This window comes from Streptomyces sp. ADMS (genome assembly GCF_033441795.1).
In the GTDB taxonomy this organism is placed as follows: Bacteria; Actinomycetota; Actinomycetes; order Streptomycetales; family Streptomycetaceae; genus Streptomyces.
The window spans coordinates 123,257-139,339 of record NZ_JAVFVX010000008.1; the positions used below are offsets into that span (position 1 = coordinate 123,257).

The 16,083-nt window shown below is 70.4% G+C and carries 19 protein-coding genes; 3 read left to right on the top strand and 16 right to left on the bottom strand.

The window, feature by feature from the left end; all coding sequences use genetic code 11:
- Positions 1 to 137 precede the first annotated feature (137 nt).
- From RB628_RS05975 to tsaB, 4 genes are read right to left on the bottom strand one after another with little or no spacing between them, the layout of a single operon-like run.
- On the bottom strand, positions 138 to 392 hold the full coding sequence (locus tag RB628_RS05975) for a hypothetical protein (RefSeq protein ID WP_318319216.1): 255 nt from the start codon (positions 390 to 392) through the stop codon (positions 138 to 140).
- Positions 389 to 1,477, bottom strand: a complete 1,089-nt coding sequence (gene tsaD / locus RB628_RS05980; protein ID WP_318319217.1) for a tRNA (adenosine(37)-N6)-threonylcarbamoyltransferase complex transferase subunit TsaD — start codon at positions 1,475 to 1,477, stop codon at positions 389 to 391. Before tsaD ends, RB628_RS05975 begins: the two co-directional genes overlap by 4 nt.
- The gene (gene rimI, locus RB628_RS05985) at positions 1,470 to 2,009 is read right to left on the bottom strand and encodes a ribosomal protein S18-alanine N-acetyltransferase (RefSeq protein ID WP_318319242.1); all 540 of its coding nucleotides are present in this window, start codon (positions 2,007 to 2,009) and stop codon (positions 1,470 to 1,472) included. Before rimI ends, tsaD begins: the two co-directional genes overlap by 8 nt.
- Positions 2,010 to 2,029: 20 nt before the next feature.
- Positions 2,030 to 2,683, bottom strand: coding sequence for a tRNA (adenosine(37)-N6)-threonylcarbamoyltransferase complex dimerization subunit type 1 TsaB (tsaB, locus tag RB628_RS05990; RefSeq protein WP_318319218.1), 654 nt, complete (start codon positions 2,681 to 2,683; stop codon positions 2,030 to 2,032).
- A 110-nt stretch (positions 2,684 to 2,793) separates the two neighbouring features.
- On the opposite strand from tsaB, the gene RB628_RS05995 reads away from it, so the two are divergent.
- Positions 2,794 to 3,348 (top strand): hypothetical protein, encoded by a 555-nt coding sequence (locus RB628_RS05995; protein ID WP_318319219.1) that lies wholly within the window; start codon positions 2,794 to 2,796, stop codon positions 3,346 to 3,348.
- A gap of 42 nt (positions 3,349 to 3,390) precedes the next feature.
- Here the strand turns inward: RB628_RS05995 and RB628_RS06000 are convergent, their stop codons facing one another.
- The 9 genes from RB628_RS06000 to RB628_RS06040 all read right to left on the bottom strand — a co-directional run bounded on the left by RB628_RS06000 (position 3,391) and on the right by RB628_RS06040 (position 10,757).
- Complete coding sequence (locus tag RB628_RS06000; protein ID WP_318319220.1) at positions 3,391 to 3,543, bottom strand: hypothetical protein; 153 nt, start codon at positions 3,541 to 3,543, stop codon at positions 3,391 to 3,393.
- A gap of 120 nt (positions 3,544 to 3,663) precedes the next feature.
- Positions 3,664 to 4,215, bottom strand: a complete 552-nt coding sequence (gene tsaE / locus RB628_RS06005) for a tRNA (adenosine(37)-N6)-threonylcarbamoyltransferase complex ATPase subunit type 1 TsaE (protein ID WP_318319221.1) — start codon at positions 4,213 to 4,215, stop codon at positions 3,664 to 3,666.
- Positions 4,181 to 5,440 (bottom strand): alpha/beta hydrolase, encoded by a 1,260-nt coding sequence (locus RB628_RS06010; protein WP_318319222.1) that lies wholly within the window; start codon positions 5,438 to 5,440, stop codon positions 4,181 to 4,183. The genes tsaE and RB628_RS06010 overlap by 35 nt, the downstream gene beginning before the upstream one ends.
- 155 nt (positions 5,441 to 5,595) lie before the next feature.
- Positions 5,596 to 6,777 (bottom strand): alanine racemase, encoded by a 1,182-nt coding sequence (alr, locus tag RB628_RS06015; protein WP_318319223.1) that lies wholly within the window; start codon positions 6,775 to 6,777, stop codon positions 5,596 to 5,598.
- 74 nt (positions 6,778 to 6,851) lie between these two features.
- Positions 6,852 to 8,315, bottom strand: coding sequence for an NAD(P)H-hydrate dehydratase (locus tag RB628_RS06020; protein WP_318319224.1), 1,464 nt, complete (start codon positions 8,313 to 8,315; stop codon positions 6,852 to 6,854).
- Between the two features lie 143 nt (positions 8,316 to 8,458).
- Positions 8,459 to 8,830 (bottom strand): holo-ACP synthase, encoded by a 372-nt coding sequence (locus RB628_RS06025; RefSeq protein WP_318319225.1) that lies wholly within the window; start codon positions 8,828 to 8,830, stop codon positions 8,459 to 8,461.
- A gap of 9 nt (positions 8,831 to 8,839) precedes the next feature.
- Positions 8,840 to 9,214 (bottom strand): hypothetical protein, encoded by a 375-nt coding sequence (locus RB628_RS06030; protein WP_318319226.1) that lies wholly within the window; start codon positions 9,212 to 9,214, stop codon positions 8,840 to 8,842.
- 77 nt (positions 9,215 to 9,291) lie between these two features.
- Positions 9,292 to 10,233, bottom strand: coding sequence for a hypothetical protein (locus RB628_RS06035; protein WP_318319227.1), 942 nt, complete (start codon positions 10,231 to 10,233; stop codon positions 9,292 to 9,294).
- 80 nt (positions 10,234 to 10,313) lie between these two features.
- On the bottom strand, positions 10,314 to 10,757 hold the full coding sequence (locus RB628_RS06040; RefSeq protein WP_318319228.1) for an ATP-binding protein: 444 nt from the start codon (positions 10,755 to 10,757) through the stop codon (positions 10,314 to 10,316).
- A gap of 230 nt (positions 10,758 to 10,987) precedes the next feature.
- Between RB628_RS06040 and RB628_RS06045 the strand changes: the two genes are divergently transcribed.
- Both RB628_RS06045 and RB628_RS06050 read left to right on the top strand, forming a co-directional pair.
- The gene (locus RB628_RS06045; protein ID WP_318319229.1) at positions 10,988 to 11,821 is read left to right on the top strand and encodes a helix-turn-helix transcriptional regulator; all 834 of its coding nucleotides are present in this window, start codon (positions 10,988 to 10,990) and stop codon (positions 11,819 to 11,821) included.
- Between the two features lie 7 nt (positions 11,822 to 11,828).
- Positions 11,829 to 12,038 carry a DUF397 domain-containing protein gene (locus RB628_RS06050; protein WP_318319230.1) on the top strand — a complete coding sequence of 70 codons (210 nt, stop codon included), beginning with the start codon at positions 11,829 to 11,831 and terminating at the stop codon, positions 12,036 to 12,038.
- Here the strand turns inward: RB628_RS06050 and glmS are convergent.
- The 3 genes from glmS to RB628_RS06065 form a co-directional block, all read right to left on the bottom strand.
- The gene (gene glmS, locus RB628_RS06055; RefSeq protein ID WP_318319231.1) at positions 11,999 to 13,846 is read right to left on the bottom strand and encodes a glutamine--fructose-6-phosphate transaminase (isomerizing); all 1,848 of its coding nucleotides are present in this window, start codon (positions 13,844 to 13,846) and stop codon (positions 11,999 to 12,001) included. The genes RB628_RS06050 and glmS overlap by 40 nt on opposite strands.
- Before the next feature lie 124 nt (positions 13,847 to 13,970).
- On the bottom strand, positions 13,971 to 14,744 hold the full coding sequence (locus RB628_RS06060; RefSeq protein WP_318319232.1) for a hypothetical protein: 774 nt from the start codon (positions 14,742 to 14,744) through the stop codon (positions 13,971 to 13,973).
- A gap of 500 nt (positions 14,745 to 15,244) precedes the next feature.
- On the bottom strand, positions 15,245 to 15,709 hold the full coding sequence (locus RB628_RS06065; RefSeq protein WP_318319233.1) for a hypothetical protein: 465 nt from the start codon (positions 15,707 to 15,709) through the stop codon (positions 15,245 to 15,247).
- Positions 15,710 to 16,083 lie beyond the last annotated feature (374 nt).

Consider the following 16,083-nt stretch of genomic DNA (forward strand, 5'->3'; position numbering starts at 1 on the left):
GGTCCGGTCGGCCGGGTCGGATCGAGAGCGGTCCGGTCGGCCGGGTCGGATCGAGTCGGCCACGGCCTCCGGCGTGGCCGCGGGCACCGTTGGCGTGGCGGAGGGGACAGGGGACGCTTCGACGGGAGAGGGGGACATCAGTCCCCCAGTGCCTCAAATCGCCACCGGTGCACCGTCCGTGTCACCAACTCCATGTCGGGTTCTGGGAGTTCGGGCAGCTCGGCACCGTACTCCGCGTCCCACCACGTGATGACGAGGACGCGGTCCTGCGGAGCCCGGAGCGTCTCCCGGCGCACCGGCGCCGCCGGGAGTTCCTGTGCCCGTACCCAGGCGAGGAGTTCGTCGCCGCGGCCCTCGACGGCCCGTGCCTCCCACATCAACGCGACCGTCACGCGTACAGGTTCCCCTCGCTCACCGCATGGGAATGGCCGGGCACATGCGGGTCGGTCACCGGCAGCGAGGAGTCCGCCGACAGGTCCCAGTCGGAGGCGGCCCTGCCCCGGGAGACCATCTCGGCGCCCAGCGCGGCCACCATCGCACCGTTGTCCGTGCACAACTTGGTCCGGGGCACCCGCAGTTGGATGCCGGCCGCCTCGCACCGCTCCTGGGCGAGCGCCCGCAGCCGCGAGTTGGCGGCCACGCCCCCGCCGATCATCAGGTGGTCGACGCGCTCGTCCTTGCAGGCCCGCACCGCCTTCCGGGTCAGCACGTCCACCACCGCCTCCTGGAAGGAGGCCGCCACATCACGCACCGGCACCTCCTCGCCCGCCGCCCGCTTCGCCTCGATCCAGCGGGCCACGGCCGTCTTGAGCCCGGAGAAGGAGAAGTCGTAGGCCGGGTCGCGCGGCCCGGTCAGGCCGCGCGGGAACGCGATGGCCTTCGGGTCGCCCTCGCGCGCGTACCGGTCGATGACGGGACCGCCGGGGAAGCCCAGATTCAGCACCCGCGCGATCTTGTCGAAGGCCTCGCCGGCCGCGTCGTCGATGGTCGCGCCCATGGGCCGTACGTCGGAGGTGATGTCCGAGGAGAGCAGCAGAGAGGAGTGCCCGCCGCTGACCAGCAGGGCCATCGTCGGCTCGGGCAGCGGGCCGTGCTCCAGCTGGTCGACGCAGATGTGGGAGGCGAGGTGGTTCACGCCGTACAGCGGCTTGCCCAGCGCGTAGGCGTACGCCTTCGCCGCCGAGACCCCGACCAGCAGCGCGCCCGCGAGCCCGGGACCGGCGGTGACGGCGATGCCGTCGAGGTCCTTCGCACTGACCCCCGCCTCCTTCAGTGCCCGCTCGATGGTCGGCACCATCGCCTCCAGGTGCGCGCGCGAGGCCACCTCGGGCACGACACCCCCGAACCGGGCGTGTTCGTCGACGCTGGACGCGATGGCGTCGGCGAGGAGCGTGGTCCCCCGGACGATGCCGACGCCGGTCTCGTCGCAGGAGGTCTCGATGCCGAGGACGAGCGGTACGTCCCTGGAGTCAGCCATTGCTCTCGGTTCCTTGTACGTCGATTTCCTGTACGCCGATTTCCTGTATGTCGTTCTCGCGCGCCGGTACCACTGCCGACGGATCGCGCAGCCGCATCACCAGGGCGTCGACGTTGCCCGGCTGGTAGTAGCCGCGCCGGAACCCGATGGGCTCGAAGCCGAACCTCTCGTACAGCTTCTGCGCGCGCACGTTGTCCACCCGGCACTCGAGCATCACCTCGGCGCACTCGAACGCGGTCGCCGCCCGCAGCAGTTCGGTCAGCAGCACGGCGCCGAGGCCGGTACCCCAGTGCTCACGGGCGACGGCGATCGTCTGTACGTCGGCCACGTCCCCGGCGGCGGCGAGCCCCCCGTACCCGATGATCCGCCTGCTCCCGCCCGTGCTCTCGTCCTCGGCGACGAAGTACCGCCGGGTCGCCTGCGGCCCGCGCGCATGGGCCAGGTCCGACCAGAACATGCCCCGCGACCAGGCGTCCTCCGGGAAGAGGTTCTTCTCCAGCTCCAGCACGGGCTCGATGTCCCACCAACGCATCTCGCGCAGCACGGCAGTCGTCACTTGGGGGTGACCACCTTGTAGTTCTTGGGGACCTGGGCGTCGGGGCGGCGCAGGTAGAGGGGCCGGGGGGCGGGGAGTTCGACGCCCGCCGCCAGTCGTTCGGCGGCCAGTGAGGCGAGGGCGGCGGCGGAGACGTGCTCGGGCGCGTGCGCGTCCGGGAAGGTCTCCGGGTAGAGCAGGGCACCCGCGCCGACGGCCGGCAGGCCCGCGACCTGATCGGCGATGTCCGCCGGCCGGTCGACGGCCGGCTCGGTCACCCTCGTACGGGGGTCGCCGTAGCGCGCCCAGTAGACCTCCTTGCGGCGCGCGTCGGTCGCCACGACGAAGGGGCCTTCGAGGTCGGCGGCGTACGCGAGGCCGTCCAGTGTGCAGACGCCGTGCACGGGGACGCCGAGCGCCAGTCCGAAGGTGTCGGCGGTCATCAGGCCGACGCGCAGCCCGGTGTAAGGGCCGGGGCCGATGCCGACGACGACGCCGGTGACGGCGTCGAGGCCCGTGCCCGCCTCGGCGAGGATCCGGTCGACGGCGGGCAGCAGCAGTTCCCCGTGCCGGCGCGCGTCGACCTGGCTCGACGCGGCGACGACAGCCGTCCCGTCGTGCAGGGCGACCGTGACGGCCGGGGTGGCGGTATCCAGAGCGAGCAAGAGCACGCGAACAGCCTACGGCGCCCGCGACCCGCGTACGGCCGCCCCGGTCGGCGGTCCGGCGACTGCTACCGTCGCCGCGAAACGGGACGTACGAGACGAAGAGGTGGGCGCCGGTGACCAGGAGCAGCTCGGGATTCGTGGCCGGGCTCACCGCGGCGGCTCTCGCCACGGTCGGCTTCCTCGCCTACCAGGCCTCGGCGAACGCCCCGCAGCGCCCCGGCGCCGAGCGCACGTACTCCTCCACTCCGGTGACGACCTCGAAGGTCCCCCGGGACGCCCGGAACCCGGGCGCCCTGCCGGACGGCTCCGGCGCGGGCAAGCGGGTCGTGTACTCCCTGGACGACGACCGGGTGTGGCTGGTCGGCAAGGACGGCAGGGCGCGCCGCTCGTTCACCGTCACACCGGGCACGGTCGACCCGGCGCCGGGCAGCTATCTGGTCACGTCCCGCTCGAACTCGATCACGGGGACCGACGGCACGCCGATCGAGCACGTCGTGCGGTTCACGGGCGTGGACGGCGTGGCCATCGGCTTCAGCGCGGCGGTGGACGGTTCGCCTCCACGGCAGGACCCGGAGGTGCGCACGGGCGGTATCCGGGAGACCCGGCCGGACGGGGACGCGATGTGGGAGTTCGCGACGATCGGCGAGAAGGTCGTCGTGATCCGCTGAATCGGCCGGACAGGGCAGTGGATCCAGGCGGCTTGAGGCGGCTCAGGCGGCTTTGGGCTGCCGGAGTGGTGCGTCGGGCACGCGCGGGGGCGTGGAGACCGCGCGGGCGGCGGCGCCGGCCGCCAGCAGCTCACGCATGGACACCCCGGGGGCCGCGTACGGCTTCGGCGCGGGCGTGTTCTCGGTAGCCGACATGGACGCCTCCTGAAGATCGGGGGGCGGAAGTGGTTAGGTAAACCTAACCACGGACTGGATACCATGTGACCACGCGCAAGATGCCGAACGCAACATCTTGCCGACGGATTGTCGGAACATTCACGCAAACGTTCCCACGGCGCTCAGGTCAACCGTCGCCCACCGCTCCCCCACCCCCGTGAGGGTGACGTGCCGTACCTCGTCGGTGGTGTCTCCGACGGCCCGGTGAATGAGGAGATGGAGCCGGTCGTCGGTGAGCTCCTCGACCTTTCCCTCGCCCCACTCCACGACGATGACGGACTCGGGCAGCGAGACGTCGAGGTCGAGGTCCTCCATGTCGTCGAGACCGCCGCCCAGCCGGTACGCGTCGACGTGGACGAGCGGCGGCCCGTCGCCGAGGGAGGGGTGGACGCGGGCGATCACGAAGGTGGGCGAGGTGACCGCGCCCCGGACCCCGAGCCCCTCACCGAGCCCGCGCGTCAGCGTCGTCTTGCCCGCGCCGAGCTCACCGGTGAGCATCACGAGGTCGCCGGCCCGCAGCAGCCTGGCGAGCCTGCGGCCCAGCTCCCGCATCTGCTCGGGTGAGTCGACGACGGTCTCTGCCGTGGCCGGTGCTGTGGCCGGTGCTGTGCGCGATTCAGCCGGGTTGTGCGCTGCCGCTGGTGCTTCCATAACCGGAAACGGTAGCCCCTGCCGGCACGGCGCCCGCGCGGGTGAGCAGGTCGGCGAGCCGGTCGGTGACCACTTCCGGGTGCTCCAGCATCACCAGGTGCCCGGCGTCCGGCACGAGCACCAGCTCGGCGTCCGGCAACAGGTCGGCCATGGCCTCGCTGTGCTCGCTGGGCGTCACGAGGTCCCCCACCCCGGCCAGCACCAGCACGGGCAGGTCCTTGAAGTGGGCGAGGGCCTCGGTCTTGTCGTGCTCGGTGAAGGCGGGGTAGAACTCGGCGACGACGTCGATGGGCGTGCCCTCGATCATCCGCTCGGCGAACCGGGCGACGGCGGGATCGACGTCCCTCGACGCGAACGAGTACCGCTTGATGATGCCGGTGAAGAGATCGGCGGTGGCCCGCCGCCCCCGCTCCACCCACTCGGCCTGCTGCCCCAGCGCCTTCAGTACGCCGGGCAGCACCCGCCGTACCGCGTTCACGCCGGCGACGGGCAGCCCGAAGTTGACCTCGCCGAGCCGCCCGGACGACGTACCGACGAGGGCGACCGCGACCACCCGCTCCCGCACCACGTCCGGGAACCGATCGGCGAAGGCCATGAGGGTCATCCCGCCCATGGAGTGCCCGACGAAGACGATCGGCCCCTCGGGCACGGCGGCGTCGAGGACGGCCTTCAGGTCCTGCCCGAGCTGGTCGATGGAGACGGGCACCCCGTCGTCGATCTGGGCGGTCCCGCGCCCGGAGCGCCCATGACTGCGCTGGTCCCAGTACACGCTGCGGACGACACCGCGCAGGGCGGCCCGCTGGAAGTGCCAGGAGTCCTGGTTGAGGCAGTAGCCGTGGCTGAAGACGACGGTGACGGGGGCCGGGGCCTTGCGCCCGAAGAGCCGCCGCCTGCGCGGGGTGAGGGCGGGAGCCGTCTCCGGGTCGACGTCGTCGACCTCGTAGTACAGCTCGGTGCCGTCGTCGGCGTACGCCTTGCCCGGAGTGCCGCGCAGCGCGCCGTACGGGCCCGCCGAGTCGAGTGCGAGCCGCGCCTTCTGGCGCATCCCGCGTCCCACGGTGAGCCGCTCGACGGCGACCCCCGCGGCGGCACCGGCGGCCACCACTCCTATGGCGACGCCGACGATGCCGGTCGCCCGGCGCCAGCCCCCGGCCGTCGCCGCCGCGGCGGAGGCCACGGCCGCCGTGGCGGCGCCCGCGACGACCTCCGCGCTGCTCTCGCTCACGTACCGCTCCTCGCTGGAGTTACCACTGAAGTTGATGGAACTGATGGAACTGATGAAGGTGCCAAACTGCTGGGCCTGCTGAAGTTACGGGATGACTGGGCCTGCTGAGGTTGCCGGGGTCACTCGTGCCGCCGACCGAAGAGCCCTTCAGGCGACTACCCCTCTGGTTGTTCATTCACGTAGACGCGTGGCACCCGGGTTCCGATGCGCGTGACGATTTCGTACGCGATCGTCCCGGCCGCCTGTGCCCAGTCCTCGGCGGTGGGCTCGCCACGGTCACCTGGTCCGAAGAGCAGGACCTCCGCGCCCGCTTCGGGCTCGTCGCCGCCCAGATCGACGACGAACTGGTCCATGGCGACCCGCCCGGCCACGGTCCGCCACTTGCCGCCGATCAGTACGGGACCGGTGCCGGAGGCGTGCCGCGGGATGCCGTCCGCGTAGCCGACGGGGACGAGGCCGAGGGTGGTGTCGCCGGGGGTGACGTAGTGGTGCCCGTAACTGACGCCGTGCCCGCCCGGTACGTGCTTGACCAGCGCGAGCGAGGCGGCCAGCGTCATCACGGGGCGCAGGCCGAGGTCGGCGGGGGTCCCGATCTCGGGGCTGGGCGAGATGCCGTACACGGCCACGCCCGTCCGTACGAGGTCGAAGCGCGTGTCCGGACGGCTGAGCACGGCGGGCGAGTTGGCGAGATGCCGCACCTCGGGCCGCAGTCCATGCCGCTCGGCGTACGCGACCATGTCCCGGAACCGGGTGAGCTGCGCGTCGATGGACGGGTGCCGGGGTTCGTCGGCGCAGGCGAGATGGGACCACAGCCCGGTGACGCGGATCAGCCCGTCCCGCTCGGCGCGAAGGGACTGTGCGACCAGCTCGCACCAGTCGTCCCCCGGCTGGCAGCCGCCCCGGCCGAGCCCGGTGTCGGCCTTCAGCTGGACACGGGCGGGCCGCCGAGCGGCGGAGGCAGCCTCGACGGCCTCCCGCAGGGCCCACATCCCGCCCACCGAGACGTCGACGTCGGCCTCTATGGCCTCCTGCCAGGGCCCGCCGGGGGTCCAGAGCCAGCACATGACCCGGACGTCACGGGGAATCCCGGAGCCCGGCCGGCGCAGGGCGAGCGCTTCCTCGGGGGTGGCGGTGCCGAGCCACTCGGCGCCCGCCTCGACGGCGGCCCGCGCGCACCGGAGCGCCCCATGGCCGTACGCGTCGGCCTTGACGACGGCCATCAGGGCCGCGCCGCGCGCACGGGCGCGCAGGGTCCGTACGTTGGCCCGCAGGGCGGCCAGATCGATCTCGGCGCGGGCACGCGGGGCGGTGGCCGGCGGGGCTGCTGTCTCACTCATGGCGCCCCCAGTGTCTCAGAGGGAACCAGGAGCACCGTGGCGCCTACCCCGCCCGGGTCACCCGACCGTGCGCCTCAAACGCCCCGTACATCCCGCCAGGCCCTCCCCACCCCCTCCGCGACATCCTGCGCCCCCACCGGCGCCCCTTCCGCCGCCAGTCTCCCTGCCAGACCGTGCAGATACGCCCCCACACTCCCCGCGTCCAACGCCGAGAGCCCCGCCGCCAGCAGCGACCCGCACAGCCCCGACAGCACGTCACCACTGCCGGCGGTGGCAAGCCACCCCGTACCGGTCGCGTTGACCCGTACGGCACCTCCCGCCGGGCCGGCGACCAGGGTGGTCGAGCCCTTGAGCAGGACGGTCGCGCCGTAACGCGCGGCAAGTTCACGCGCGGAAGACAACCGGGCGCCCTCCACCTCCGAACGGGCGACGCCGAGCAGCGCCGCGGCCTCCCCGGCGTGCGGAGTCATCAGCGTCGGCGCACCACGCCCCCGCACCGCCTCCCGGTCCGCCAACCGCAACCCGTCCGCGTCGATCAGCACGGGTACGTCCGCCTCCAGCACCTCGGCGACCGTCGCTGCGTCCTCCCCGGCCCCCGGCCCGACCACCCACGCCTGCACCCGCCCCGCCCTGTGCGGCCCCTGGTCGGACACGAGCGCCTCGGGAAAACGGGCGATCACCGCGTCCGCGGCCGGCCCCACGTACCGCACGGCCCCGGCCCCGCCCCGCAGCGCCCCCGCGACAGCCAGAACGGCAGCCCCCGGATACCGCGCCGACCCCGCCGCGACCCCGACGACGCCCCGCCGGTACTTGTCGCTCTCGGCCCCGGGCACCGGCAACAGCCGGGCGACGTCCGCGTGTTGCAACGCCTCCAGCTCGGCCTGCGCGGGGAGCACCTCCCCCAGCCCGATGTCGACGAGCCGCACCGTCCCGGCGTACTCGCGCCCGGGATCGATGAGCAGCCCCGGCTTGTGGGTCCCGAAGGTCACGGTCAGATCGGCCCGAATGGCCGCCCCAGCCACTTCACCGCTGTCGGCGTCGACCCCGCTGGGCAGATCGACGGCGACCACAGCGGCCCGCGCCCCCCGCACCACCTCCGCCAACGGCACGGCACCGGCCCGCAGCCCACCCCGCCCCCCGATACCGACGATGCCGTCGACGACGAGATCGGCGCGGAGAATCACCCCCTCGGCGGCACCTCCACCGGACGCGGACTCGACACCGGCGTCCACCACCGTCCCGCCCGCCCCCCGCAGCGCCGCAAGCCCCCCGGCGTGCGTGCGCTCCGGCGCGAGCAGCACAGCCGTGACGCCCGCTCCGCGCCGGGCGAGCCGGGCCCCGGCGTACAGGGCGTCGCCGCCGTTGTCACCGCTGCCGACGAGCAGGACGACCCGGGTCCCGTACACCCGCCCGAGCAGATCCGCGCAGGCCACGGCCAGTCCGGCCGCCGCGCGCTGCATGAGCACGCCCTCCGGCGACCGCGCCATCAGCTCCCGCTCGGCCGCCCGTACCGTCTCCACGCTGTACGCAGTTCGCATGGGGTCGAGTCTCCCCCGAAGCGCTCAGAAGCCCTACCCAAGCCTGTCCGCCATCCGACGCAAGGTCCGGCCGGGTTGGGCGATCAGACGGCCACGGTCAAAGGCACCCCGGTCGGCAGCACTCCTGCTCCCGGCCCCTGCCCCTACCCCTCCGCCACCACCACCGCTGAAGCGACCCCCGCGTCATGACTGAGCGACACATGCCATGACTGCACCCCGAGTTCCTCCGCGCGCGCAGCCACCGTCCCGGTGACCCGCAGCCAGGGCCGCCCGCTGTCCTCGACGCAGACCTCCGCGTCGGTCCAGAGCAGGCCGGCCGGAGCGCCCAGCGCCTTGGCGAGCGCCTCCTTCGCGGCGAACCGGGCGGCGAGCGAGGCGACCCCACGCCGCTCACCGCTGGGCAGCAGCAACTCGCCCTCCAGGAAGAGCCGTTGGGCCAGTCCGGGCGTGCGCTCCAAGGACGCCGCGAACCGGTCGATCTCCGCCACGTCGATTCCGACCCCGATGATGCTCATCCGCGCACTCTACGATCCGTGCGACCGCCGGGAACGCGGATCCTCGGTGAACTCGCCGGTGAACGCATCGGTCCCCTGGGCAACGGTGACGGCTTGTTCGAGGAGGCGGGTGAGCGTACCCGCGTCGGTGCACAGGTTGAGGGGCCGGAAGAAATGCTTGGAGATGGCGACGCCACGCGTGTCCAGGACGAGTAGGACTGCCGCTGCCCAGGCGGAGAGATACCCCGCGGCGAAACCTGCGGCCCACGGCACAGGGTGTTCCTCCGTGGTGGCGCGGACCCGGGCCATGTCCTCAAGGGGAAGAACACCGCGCTGTCTGAGGTCCTCCAGCCCGAACACGAAGTCGCCCGCCACCTTGTCCGCGGAAATGCCCAGCCCGAGCACGTCGCCGTGAACCGATAGAGGTCGAGCAACTCCGACGGCTCGTCCTGAGCGGCCTCCGTCTGAGAACCATTTATCGGTCAGTCCTGCTCCGGAGCGTTCGGCACAGCCTCCGGGTCCTCGTCGAACAGGTCCTCCGCGCGCTCGACCGTGCGGGAGCGCTCCAGCCAGGCGTCGACACGGTCGAGGTCGGTACAGGTCGTGATGCGTTCACGCACACTGTCCGGTACCGGGATGCCGCGCACCTCCAGGACGAACAGGATCCCCTTCGCCTCACCCCTGGCCTCACCCCTGGCCTCACCCCTGGCCTCGCCTTCGAGATAGGCCGTCTCACGGACCGTCCCCCGGCCGGGGAAGTAGCTGACGAACGACATGATGTCCTTCCATTTCTTTCCGGCTGGGGTCTTACCCAGCGTGACTTCCAGGAAGTCGAAGAAGTACTGAGCGGTGGCGGGATCGGTTTCCCGGAGTTCCTGAAGGGCGCTGCCGATTGCCTCCAGTATGGCGTCGCAGTCGGAGCTGCGGGCGTGTGCCAGGGCGGAAAGCGCGGCCAGTGGGAGGTTCTTCGCCACGGTCCTGGTGTCCGTGATCACTGGCAGATTGTCCGGCCCGGCGACCAGCGGATACACCCGCAGAGCTGTCCAGCCGCGCGTTCCGCAGCCGAAGGGGCCGACCGCCCACTTGGCCGTGGCCGCGTCCTGGCAGACCACGAGCAGCAGCACGGGCAGGCGGTACTTCGCCTGGAGGTACCCGATGTAGTACGCCCAGCTCGCCTCCTTGCCGTCGACCTTGCCCGACTGGGCCTCGATGGCGAGCAGGAAGTCCTCTCCGTCGGAGGGACCGACACGCAGCACGGTGTCCACGCGCCGTTCCAGCGGCCGGGTCTCCGTCACGTCCGTGGTGACAGCGTCCACGGTCGCCTTCGCGGACAATGGAACACCGAGCACCCCGAACACGGGAGCCAGGATCTCGGGCCGCTCCTGGAAGATGCGGTGCATACCCTCGTGGGCGGAAGTGACCATGTACGCAACCTTGGTTCAGTGGAGGGACGGATTTCGGGGCGATCGAAATGCGTTCATTCTTTCGAGTGACGGAAAAACGTTCACGCCGCCGAGTTGAGCTCGCACCACACGAATTTGCCGCGATTCCCGAACCGGCTCAGCGGCTGCCACCCCCACAGATCGGCGCAGGCCAGCACCATCCCGAGCCCACGCCCGTCCTCCTCCGACTCGCCGATCTGCCCCAATTCCCGTGGCGGCTCCGGCGGTCGGGGGTCCGCGTCCCAGGCCCCGATCCGCAGTACGCCGGCGGACCAGCGGACGCGGAGGGCGGCGGGGCCCTTGGTGTGCCGTACGGCGTTGGAGATCAGCTCGCTGGCGAGGAGTTCGGCGACGTCGACGAGGCCGATCAGTCCGTGCACGGTGAGGATGAGGCGGAGGGTACGGCGGCTGACGGTGACGGCTCGGAGGTCGTTGGGGACGTAGAGGGAGTACTCCCAGGAGTCGGGATCGGACGTGAATTCGGGGTCGGTCTCGGTTTCGGGCATGCGTCAACTCCCGTTCGGTGGTGGGGGTTGCGGTCAGCGGGCGGTGGCAGTGCCGCAGTCGTCGTGGCAGGACGGTGTGGTGCGCTTCCGGGGGTCCCGGCGTTCCGCAGAGTGTGCGTCGCATCACCGACGGTAAATCTAAATCTAGAGATACGGCAAGCTGGTCGCGTAATCTGACCCCGAACGAGTCGCGCCCACAGGCGCGTTGAACCTAGGAGCAGTCGAGAGCTTTGAGGCGCGAACCAACGGCCCGCCAGACCCGTCTGGCGACTGAGCTACGCAGGCTCCGTGAAGCGGCAGGCCTCAACTCCCGCCAGGCGGCAGCGCTGCTCGGAGTGAGCCCCGCGCAGATCACCCACATCGAGTCCGCACTCGCAGGGGTGAGCGAACAGCGACTGCGTCGCCTCGCATCCCACTACGCCTGCACGGACGAGGAGTTCATTGACGCCCTGGTCGCGATGGCCACCGACCGGACGCGCGGTTGGTGGGAAGAGTACCGAGGCCTGATCCCGACGCCGTTCATGGATCTGGCCGAGCTAGATCACCATTCCACGTTCCAGCAGGACGTAGCCATCCTGTACGTACCGGGCCTCCTGCAGACGGAGGCCTACGCCCGCGCGGTCTTCTCCGCCCGGCTTCCTGAACTCACCCACGACGAGCTTGAGTTGCGCGTCCGACACCGAATGGCACGCCAGAAGCGGGTCACCTTCCCTCATGAGATCGTGATCCACGAGGCCGCCCTACGCATCAGGGTCGGCAATCGCGCCGCCGCTCGGGCTCAACTCGCCCAGCTTCTTGAGCTATCCGAAGCGGACCGCATCACCGTGCGCGTCATCCCTTTCGACTTGGACGGGTTCACCAGAGCCTCAAGCACGATGACGTATGCGGGTGGCGCTGTACCCAAACTGGACACCGTGGCACGCGACGCACCCCATGGTTCCCTCTTGATCGATTCCGAGGCCCAGCTCAACAGCTATCGAACTCGCTTCCGTAGGGTAGAAGCCGTATCACTCGAACCCGACCCGTCGCGTGACTTCATCCACCGGCTAACGAAGGAGCTGTGAGGCACCCATGGAGAACTGGCGAAAGTCGTCCTACTCGGGTGACGGTGACGGTGACAACTGCGTAGAGATCGCGAACGCACCCGCCCACATAGCCATCCGCGACTCCAAGGCCCCAGCCAGCCGCACCCTCACGTTCCCCAAGGAAGCCTTCGCCCCCTTCCTCGCCACCGTGAGGAACTACTCCACCGTCACCGACTTCGCCAGGTTCCGAGGCTGATCCACCTCGTTCCCCCGAGCCGTCGCCAGCTCACAGGCGAAGACCTGCAACGGCACCGTAGCCACCAGCGGTTGCAGCAAGGTCGGCGTAGCCGGAATGCGGATCAGGTGGTCCGCGTACGGCACGACCGCCTCGTCCCCCTCCTCCGCGATGACGATCGTCCGCGCACCCCGGGCCCTGATCTCCTGGATGTTGGACACGATCTTGTCGTGGAGAACGGACCGCCCCCGAGCCGACGGCACCACGACAACCACCGGCACGTCGTCCTCGATCAACGCGATGGGCCCATGCTTCAACTCACCCGCAGCGAACCCCTCGGCGTGCATGTACGCAAGTTCCTTCAACTTCAGCGCCCCCTCCAGCGCCACCGGATACCCCACGTGCCGTCCCAGGAACAGCACCGTGTTCTTGTCGGCGAGCGAACGCGCCAGCTCACGTACGGGCTCCATGGTCTCCAGTACGCGCTCGATCTCCCCGGAGATGGCCGCCAGATCCCGCACCACGGCCCGGATCTCGTCGCCCCACTTGGTACCGCGCACCTGCCCCAGGTACAGAGCCACGAGATAGCAGGCCACCAACTGCGTGAGGAACGCCTTGGTGGACGCGACGGCGATCTCGGGCCCCGCATGCGTGTACAGCACCGCGTCCGACTCGCGCGGGATCGTCGAGCCGTTGGTGTTGCAGATGGCCAGCACCTTGGCACCCTGCTCGCGGGCGTGCCGCAGCGCCATCAGGGTGTCCATGGTCTCGCCGGACTGGGAGATGGCGATGACGAGGGTCCGCGCGTCGAGAATCGGATCCCGGTACCGGAACTCGCTCGCCAGCTCCACCTCGCACGGAATACGCGTCCAGTGCTCGATGGCGTACTTGGCGATCAACCCGGCGTGAAAGGCCGTACCGCAGGCGACGACAACGACCTTCTCGACCTCCCGCAGCGCACCCGCGGGAATCCGCACCTCGTCGAGCGTCAGTGAGCCGGCCGCGTCGATACGCCCCAGCAGGGTATCGGCGACGGCCTTGGGCTGCTCGGCGATCTCCTTGAGCATGAAGTAGTCATAGCCCCCCTTTTCCGCGGCCGACACATCCCAGTCGACGTAGTACGACCGCGCGTCCCCCGCACCGCCGTCGAAGCCCGTCACCGTGACCCCGTCCCGGCGCAGCTCCACCACCTGGTCCTGCCCCAGCTCGATCGCCGACCGCGTGTGGGCGATGAACGCGGCGACGTCCGAGGCGAGAAAGGCCTCGCCCTCTCCAACGCCCACCACGAGCGGCGAGTTCCGCCGCGCCCCGACCACGACATCCGGCTCGTCGGCATGCACGGCGACCAGCGTGAACGCACCCTCAAGCCGCCGGCACACGAGCCGCATGGCCTCGGCCAGATCAGCACACGCGGAGAACTCCTCGGCGAGCAGATGAGCGACGACCTCGGTGTCGGTCTCGGAGGCCAGTTCATGCCCACGTTCGGCCAACTCCGCCCTCAGACAGGCGAAGTTCTCGATGATCCCGTTGTGGACGACGGCGACACGCCCCGCGTTGTCGAGATGCGGATGGGCGTTGGCGTCGGTCGGCCCGCCGTGGGTGGCCCACCGAGTGTGCCCGATGCCCGTGCCCCCGGTCGGCAGCGGCCGTTCGCCGAGTTCCTTCTCCAGATTGACGAGCTTCCCGGCCTTCTTGGCACCGGCCAGCCCGCCATCCGCGAGCACAGCCACACCGGCCGAGTCGTACCCCCGGTACTCCAGCCGCTTCAGCCCGGCCATCACGACGTCGAGAGCCGACTGCGACCCCACGTAACCCACGATTCCGCACATGCTGCGCAGCCTACGATCGAACGCAGGCCACACCCGTGCACCGCGTGCCCGATATCGGAAATTCCCGCAGAGGCACGAACGCACCCTGCGGGAACCGAATCGAAGAACAGTAGATCGACGTGAATCAGTTGAGCTTGGCCAGCTGCGCCTCGATGATCTCCGTGGGGTAGTCGAAGTCCTCGCCGGTGATGGCCGCGACGACGTTGACGACCGGAACGTAGGCGACGGTGGCGCCCTTACGGACGACCACGGCCTTCAACAGCGACTTCGCGCCTTCCCCGGCGTCCACGCTCACCGTCAAGGCGATCGCCTCGTCCGCCCCGCCGGGCGCGGTGGTCGTCGCCACTGCCAGGACATCGTTCTTCAAACCGTCCACAGTGTAGGAGAACCCGGTGGCGCACTTCTCGACGGCCGTGTTCATGTCCTTCATCACCTGCTCGGCGCCGCCGTCCTCGTAGGAGGCGAGCGTGATGTAAGCCTGCTCGTAGTCGGAGGCGGCTTTGGACTTCTCCTCGTCACTCGCCCCGTCGGCAGGCTTCTCGGCCTCGCCCTTCCACGTCCGATTCACCGTGGCCGCCGGCTTACCGGCGTAGGTACCGGACTGGAGGTACGCCAGCGGCGCACAGCCCGCGCCGTCGTACGTCACCTTGTCCTGTGCTACATCGTCCTCCACCTTCTCGGTGACGGTCCCGCTCTTGACGTCCGCCTGCACGAGGGCGGCCTTCTCCAGCTCGGCGGCGGTGAGCGCCTTAGCGACGGTCTTTCCCTCGCCGGCCTCGTCGCCACTACCGGCGGCGGCCGCGGCCGGTTCGGGGGAGCTGCCACAGGCGGTGCCGAGAAGCGCGAGCGCGGCGACGGAGGCGGCGAGGGCGGTACGGCGGACAGCGGTGGATCTCACGTCGGAAACTCTCTCTTCCAAGGAAACGCCGAAAGTACCCCGCAGTCCCCCACGGGCTATTCAGCAAGCGCAATCACTTTACGTGAATATTACACTGAGAGAATTATCGGAACACGCGTAACTCCCGGATAGGAGCTCGGTGACAGTTGAGTCTCATAAGCAACGCTATACGCGTTTCCAGGACCTTGAGACGTATTTACACACGGGCATGCTCGGCCACCGGAAGGCTGTGATCCACAGTTGTGCACAAGGACCGCCGTCTCCTCCGCGACCACAAAACGTGTGCTTACGACCCCTCCCAACCTGCGTTTTCGCAGGTCATCGGCGGTTTTGCACTCCGCTGGCGTCCGTGGCTGTGCCCTGGTGTCCGTGGTTGTTGCCGTCAGCGCTGCCCCCCAGGGGTGTAGACCGCTGGTCGGCCTATGGCAGGAGTGTGAGCGCGGGGACGTGGGCGGGCTTGACGACGCTGAAGTGCCGTCGGTCGAGGGTGGCTACCCGGTCTACGCCGAAGCGCTCGGCCACCGCGATGTGACCGAGGCGTCGACCCCGCCGAGCGGGAAGTCGGCGTACTGGAGGACCAGCTCACCCATGCGTGTCAGGTCGGTGGGAGTGAGGTGGACCAGCTCGAATGTTCCCCGTGCGACCTCGGCGAGGAACGCCGCTTCGACCTGGGGCCAGCGCTCCAGCAGCCAGCAGACCTCGGTCATGACCGGGCTGGGCAGCAGACGGCGGCCGGTCAGCGACGTCAGCAGGGAGGCACACTCGGGGTGACGCCGGTCGGCCGCGTTGAACATGTAGTCGTCGTGCCGTTCAGCCAGGTCCTCTGGGCCATTCACGCTGCCGATCAGGGCCAGCAGCCCGGCCGGGACCGACTCCTCGCCCTCGTTCGCGTCGACTGCCGACAGTGACTGGGCAACCTGGGACAGTTCCTCATCCTGGGTGACGAGCAGGCGCAGGCGTCGCACCGTCCCCGCGTGCGTCCCGTTCTGGCACTTCCCCCGGCGGCCCGTTCGCCGGGGAGGGCGGCCCTCCCTCAGACGTCGGGGCGAGCTGGTGCCCCCGCCAGTGCGGCAGCGCGGAGGCTGGGTGGGGAGGGGTCCGCCGAGAGGGGGTATCGCTCCCGCTGGAGGCGGTGCCGGCCACCGCCCTCGGTGAGCCTGCGCGACACACGTGAAGGATCGGCCCCCTGGTCGGCCCTCGCCTGCGATCCGGCCGTAGGCGGTCGTTGGCGAGAACTTGCTCTGCCGGGAGCCCGACTCCGGTCAGCCCGACAAGCTGGCTGGCTGCCGCTCCCGCAGCCCTGGGTCATGCCCCGGCTGCCGGTGCGGCTCGCCGCCTG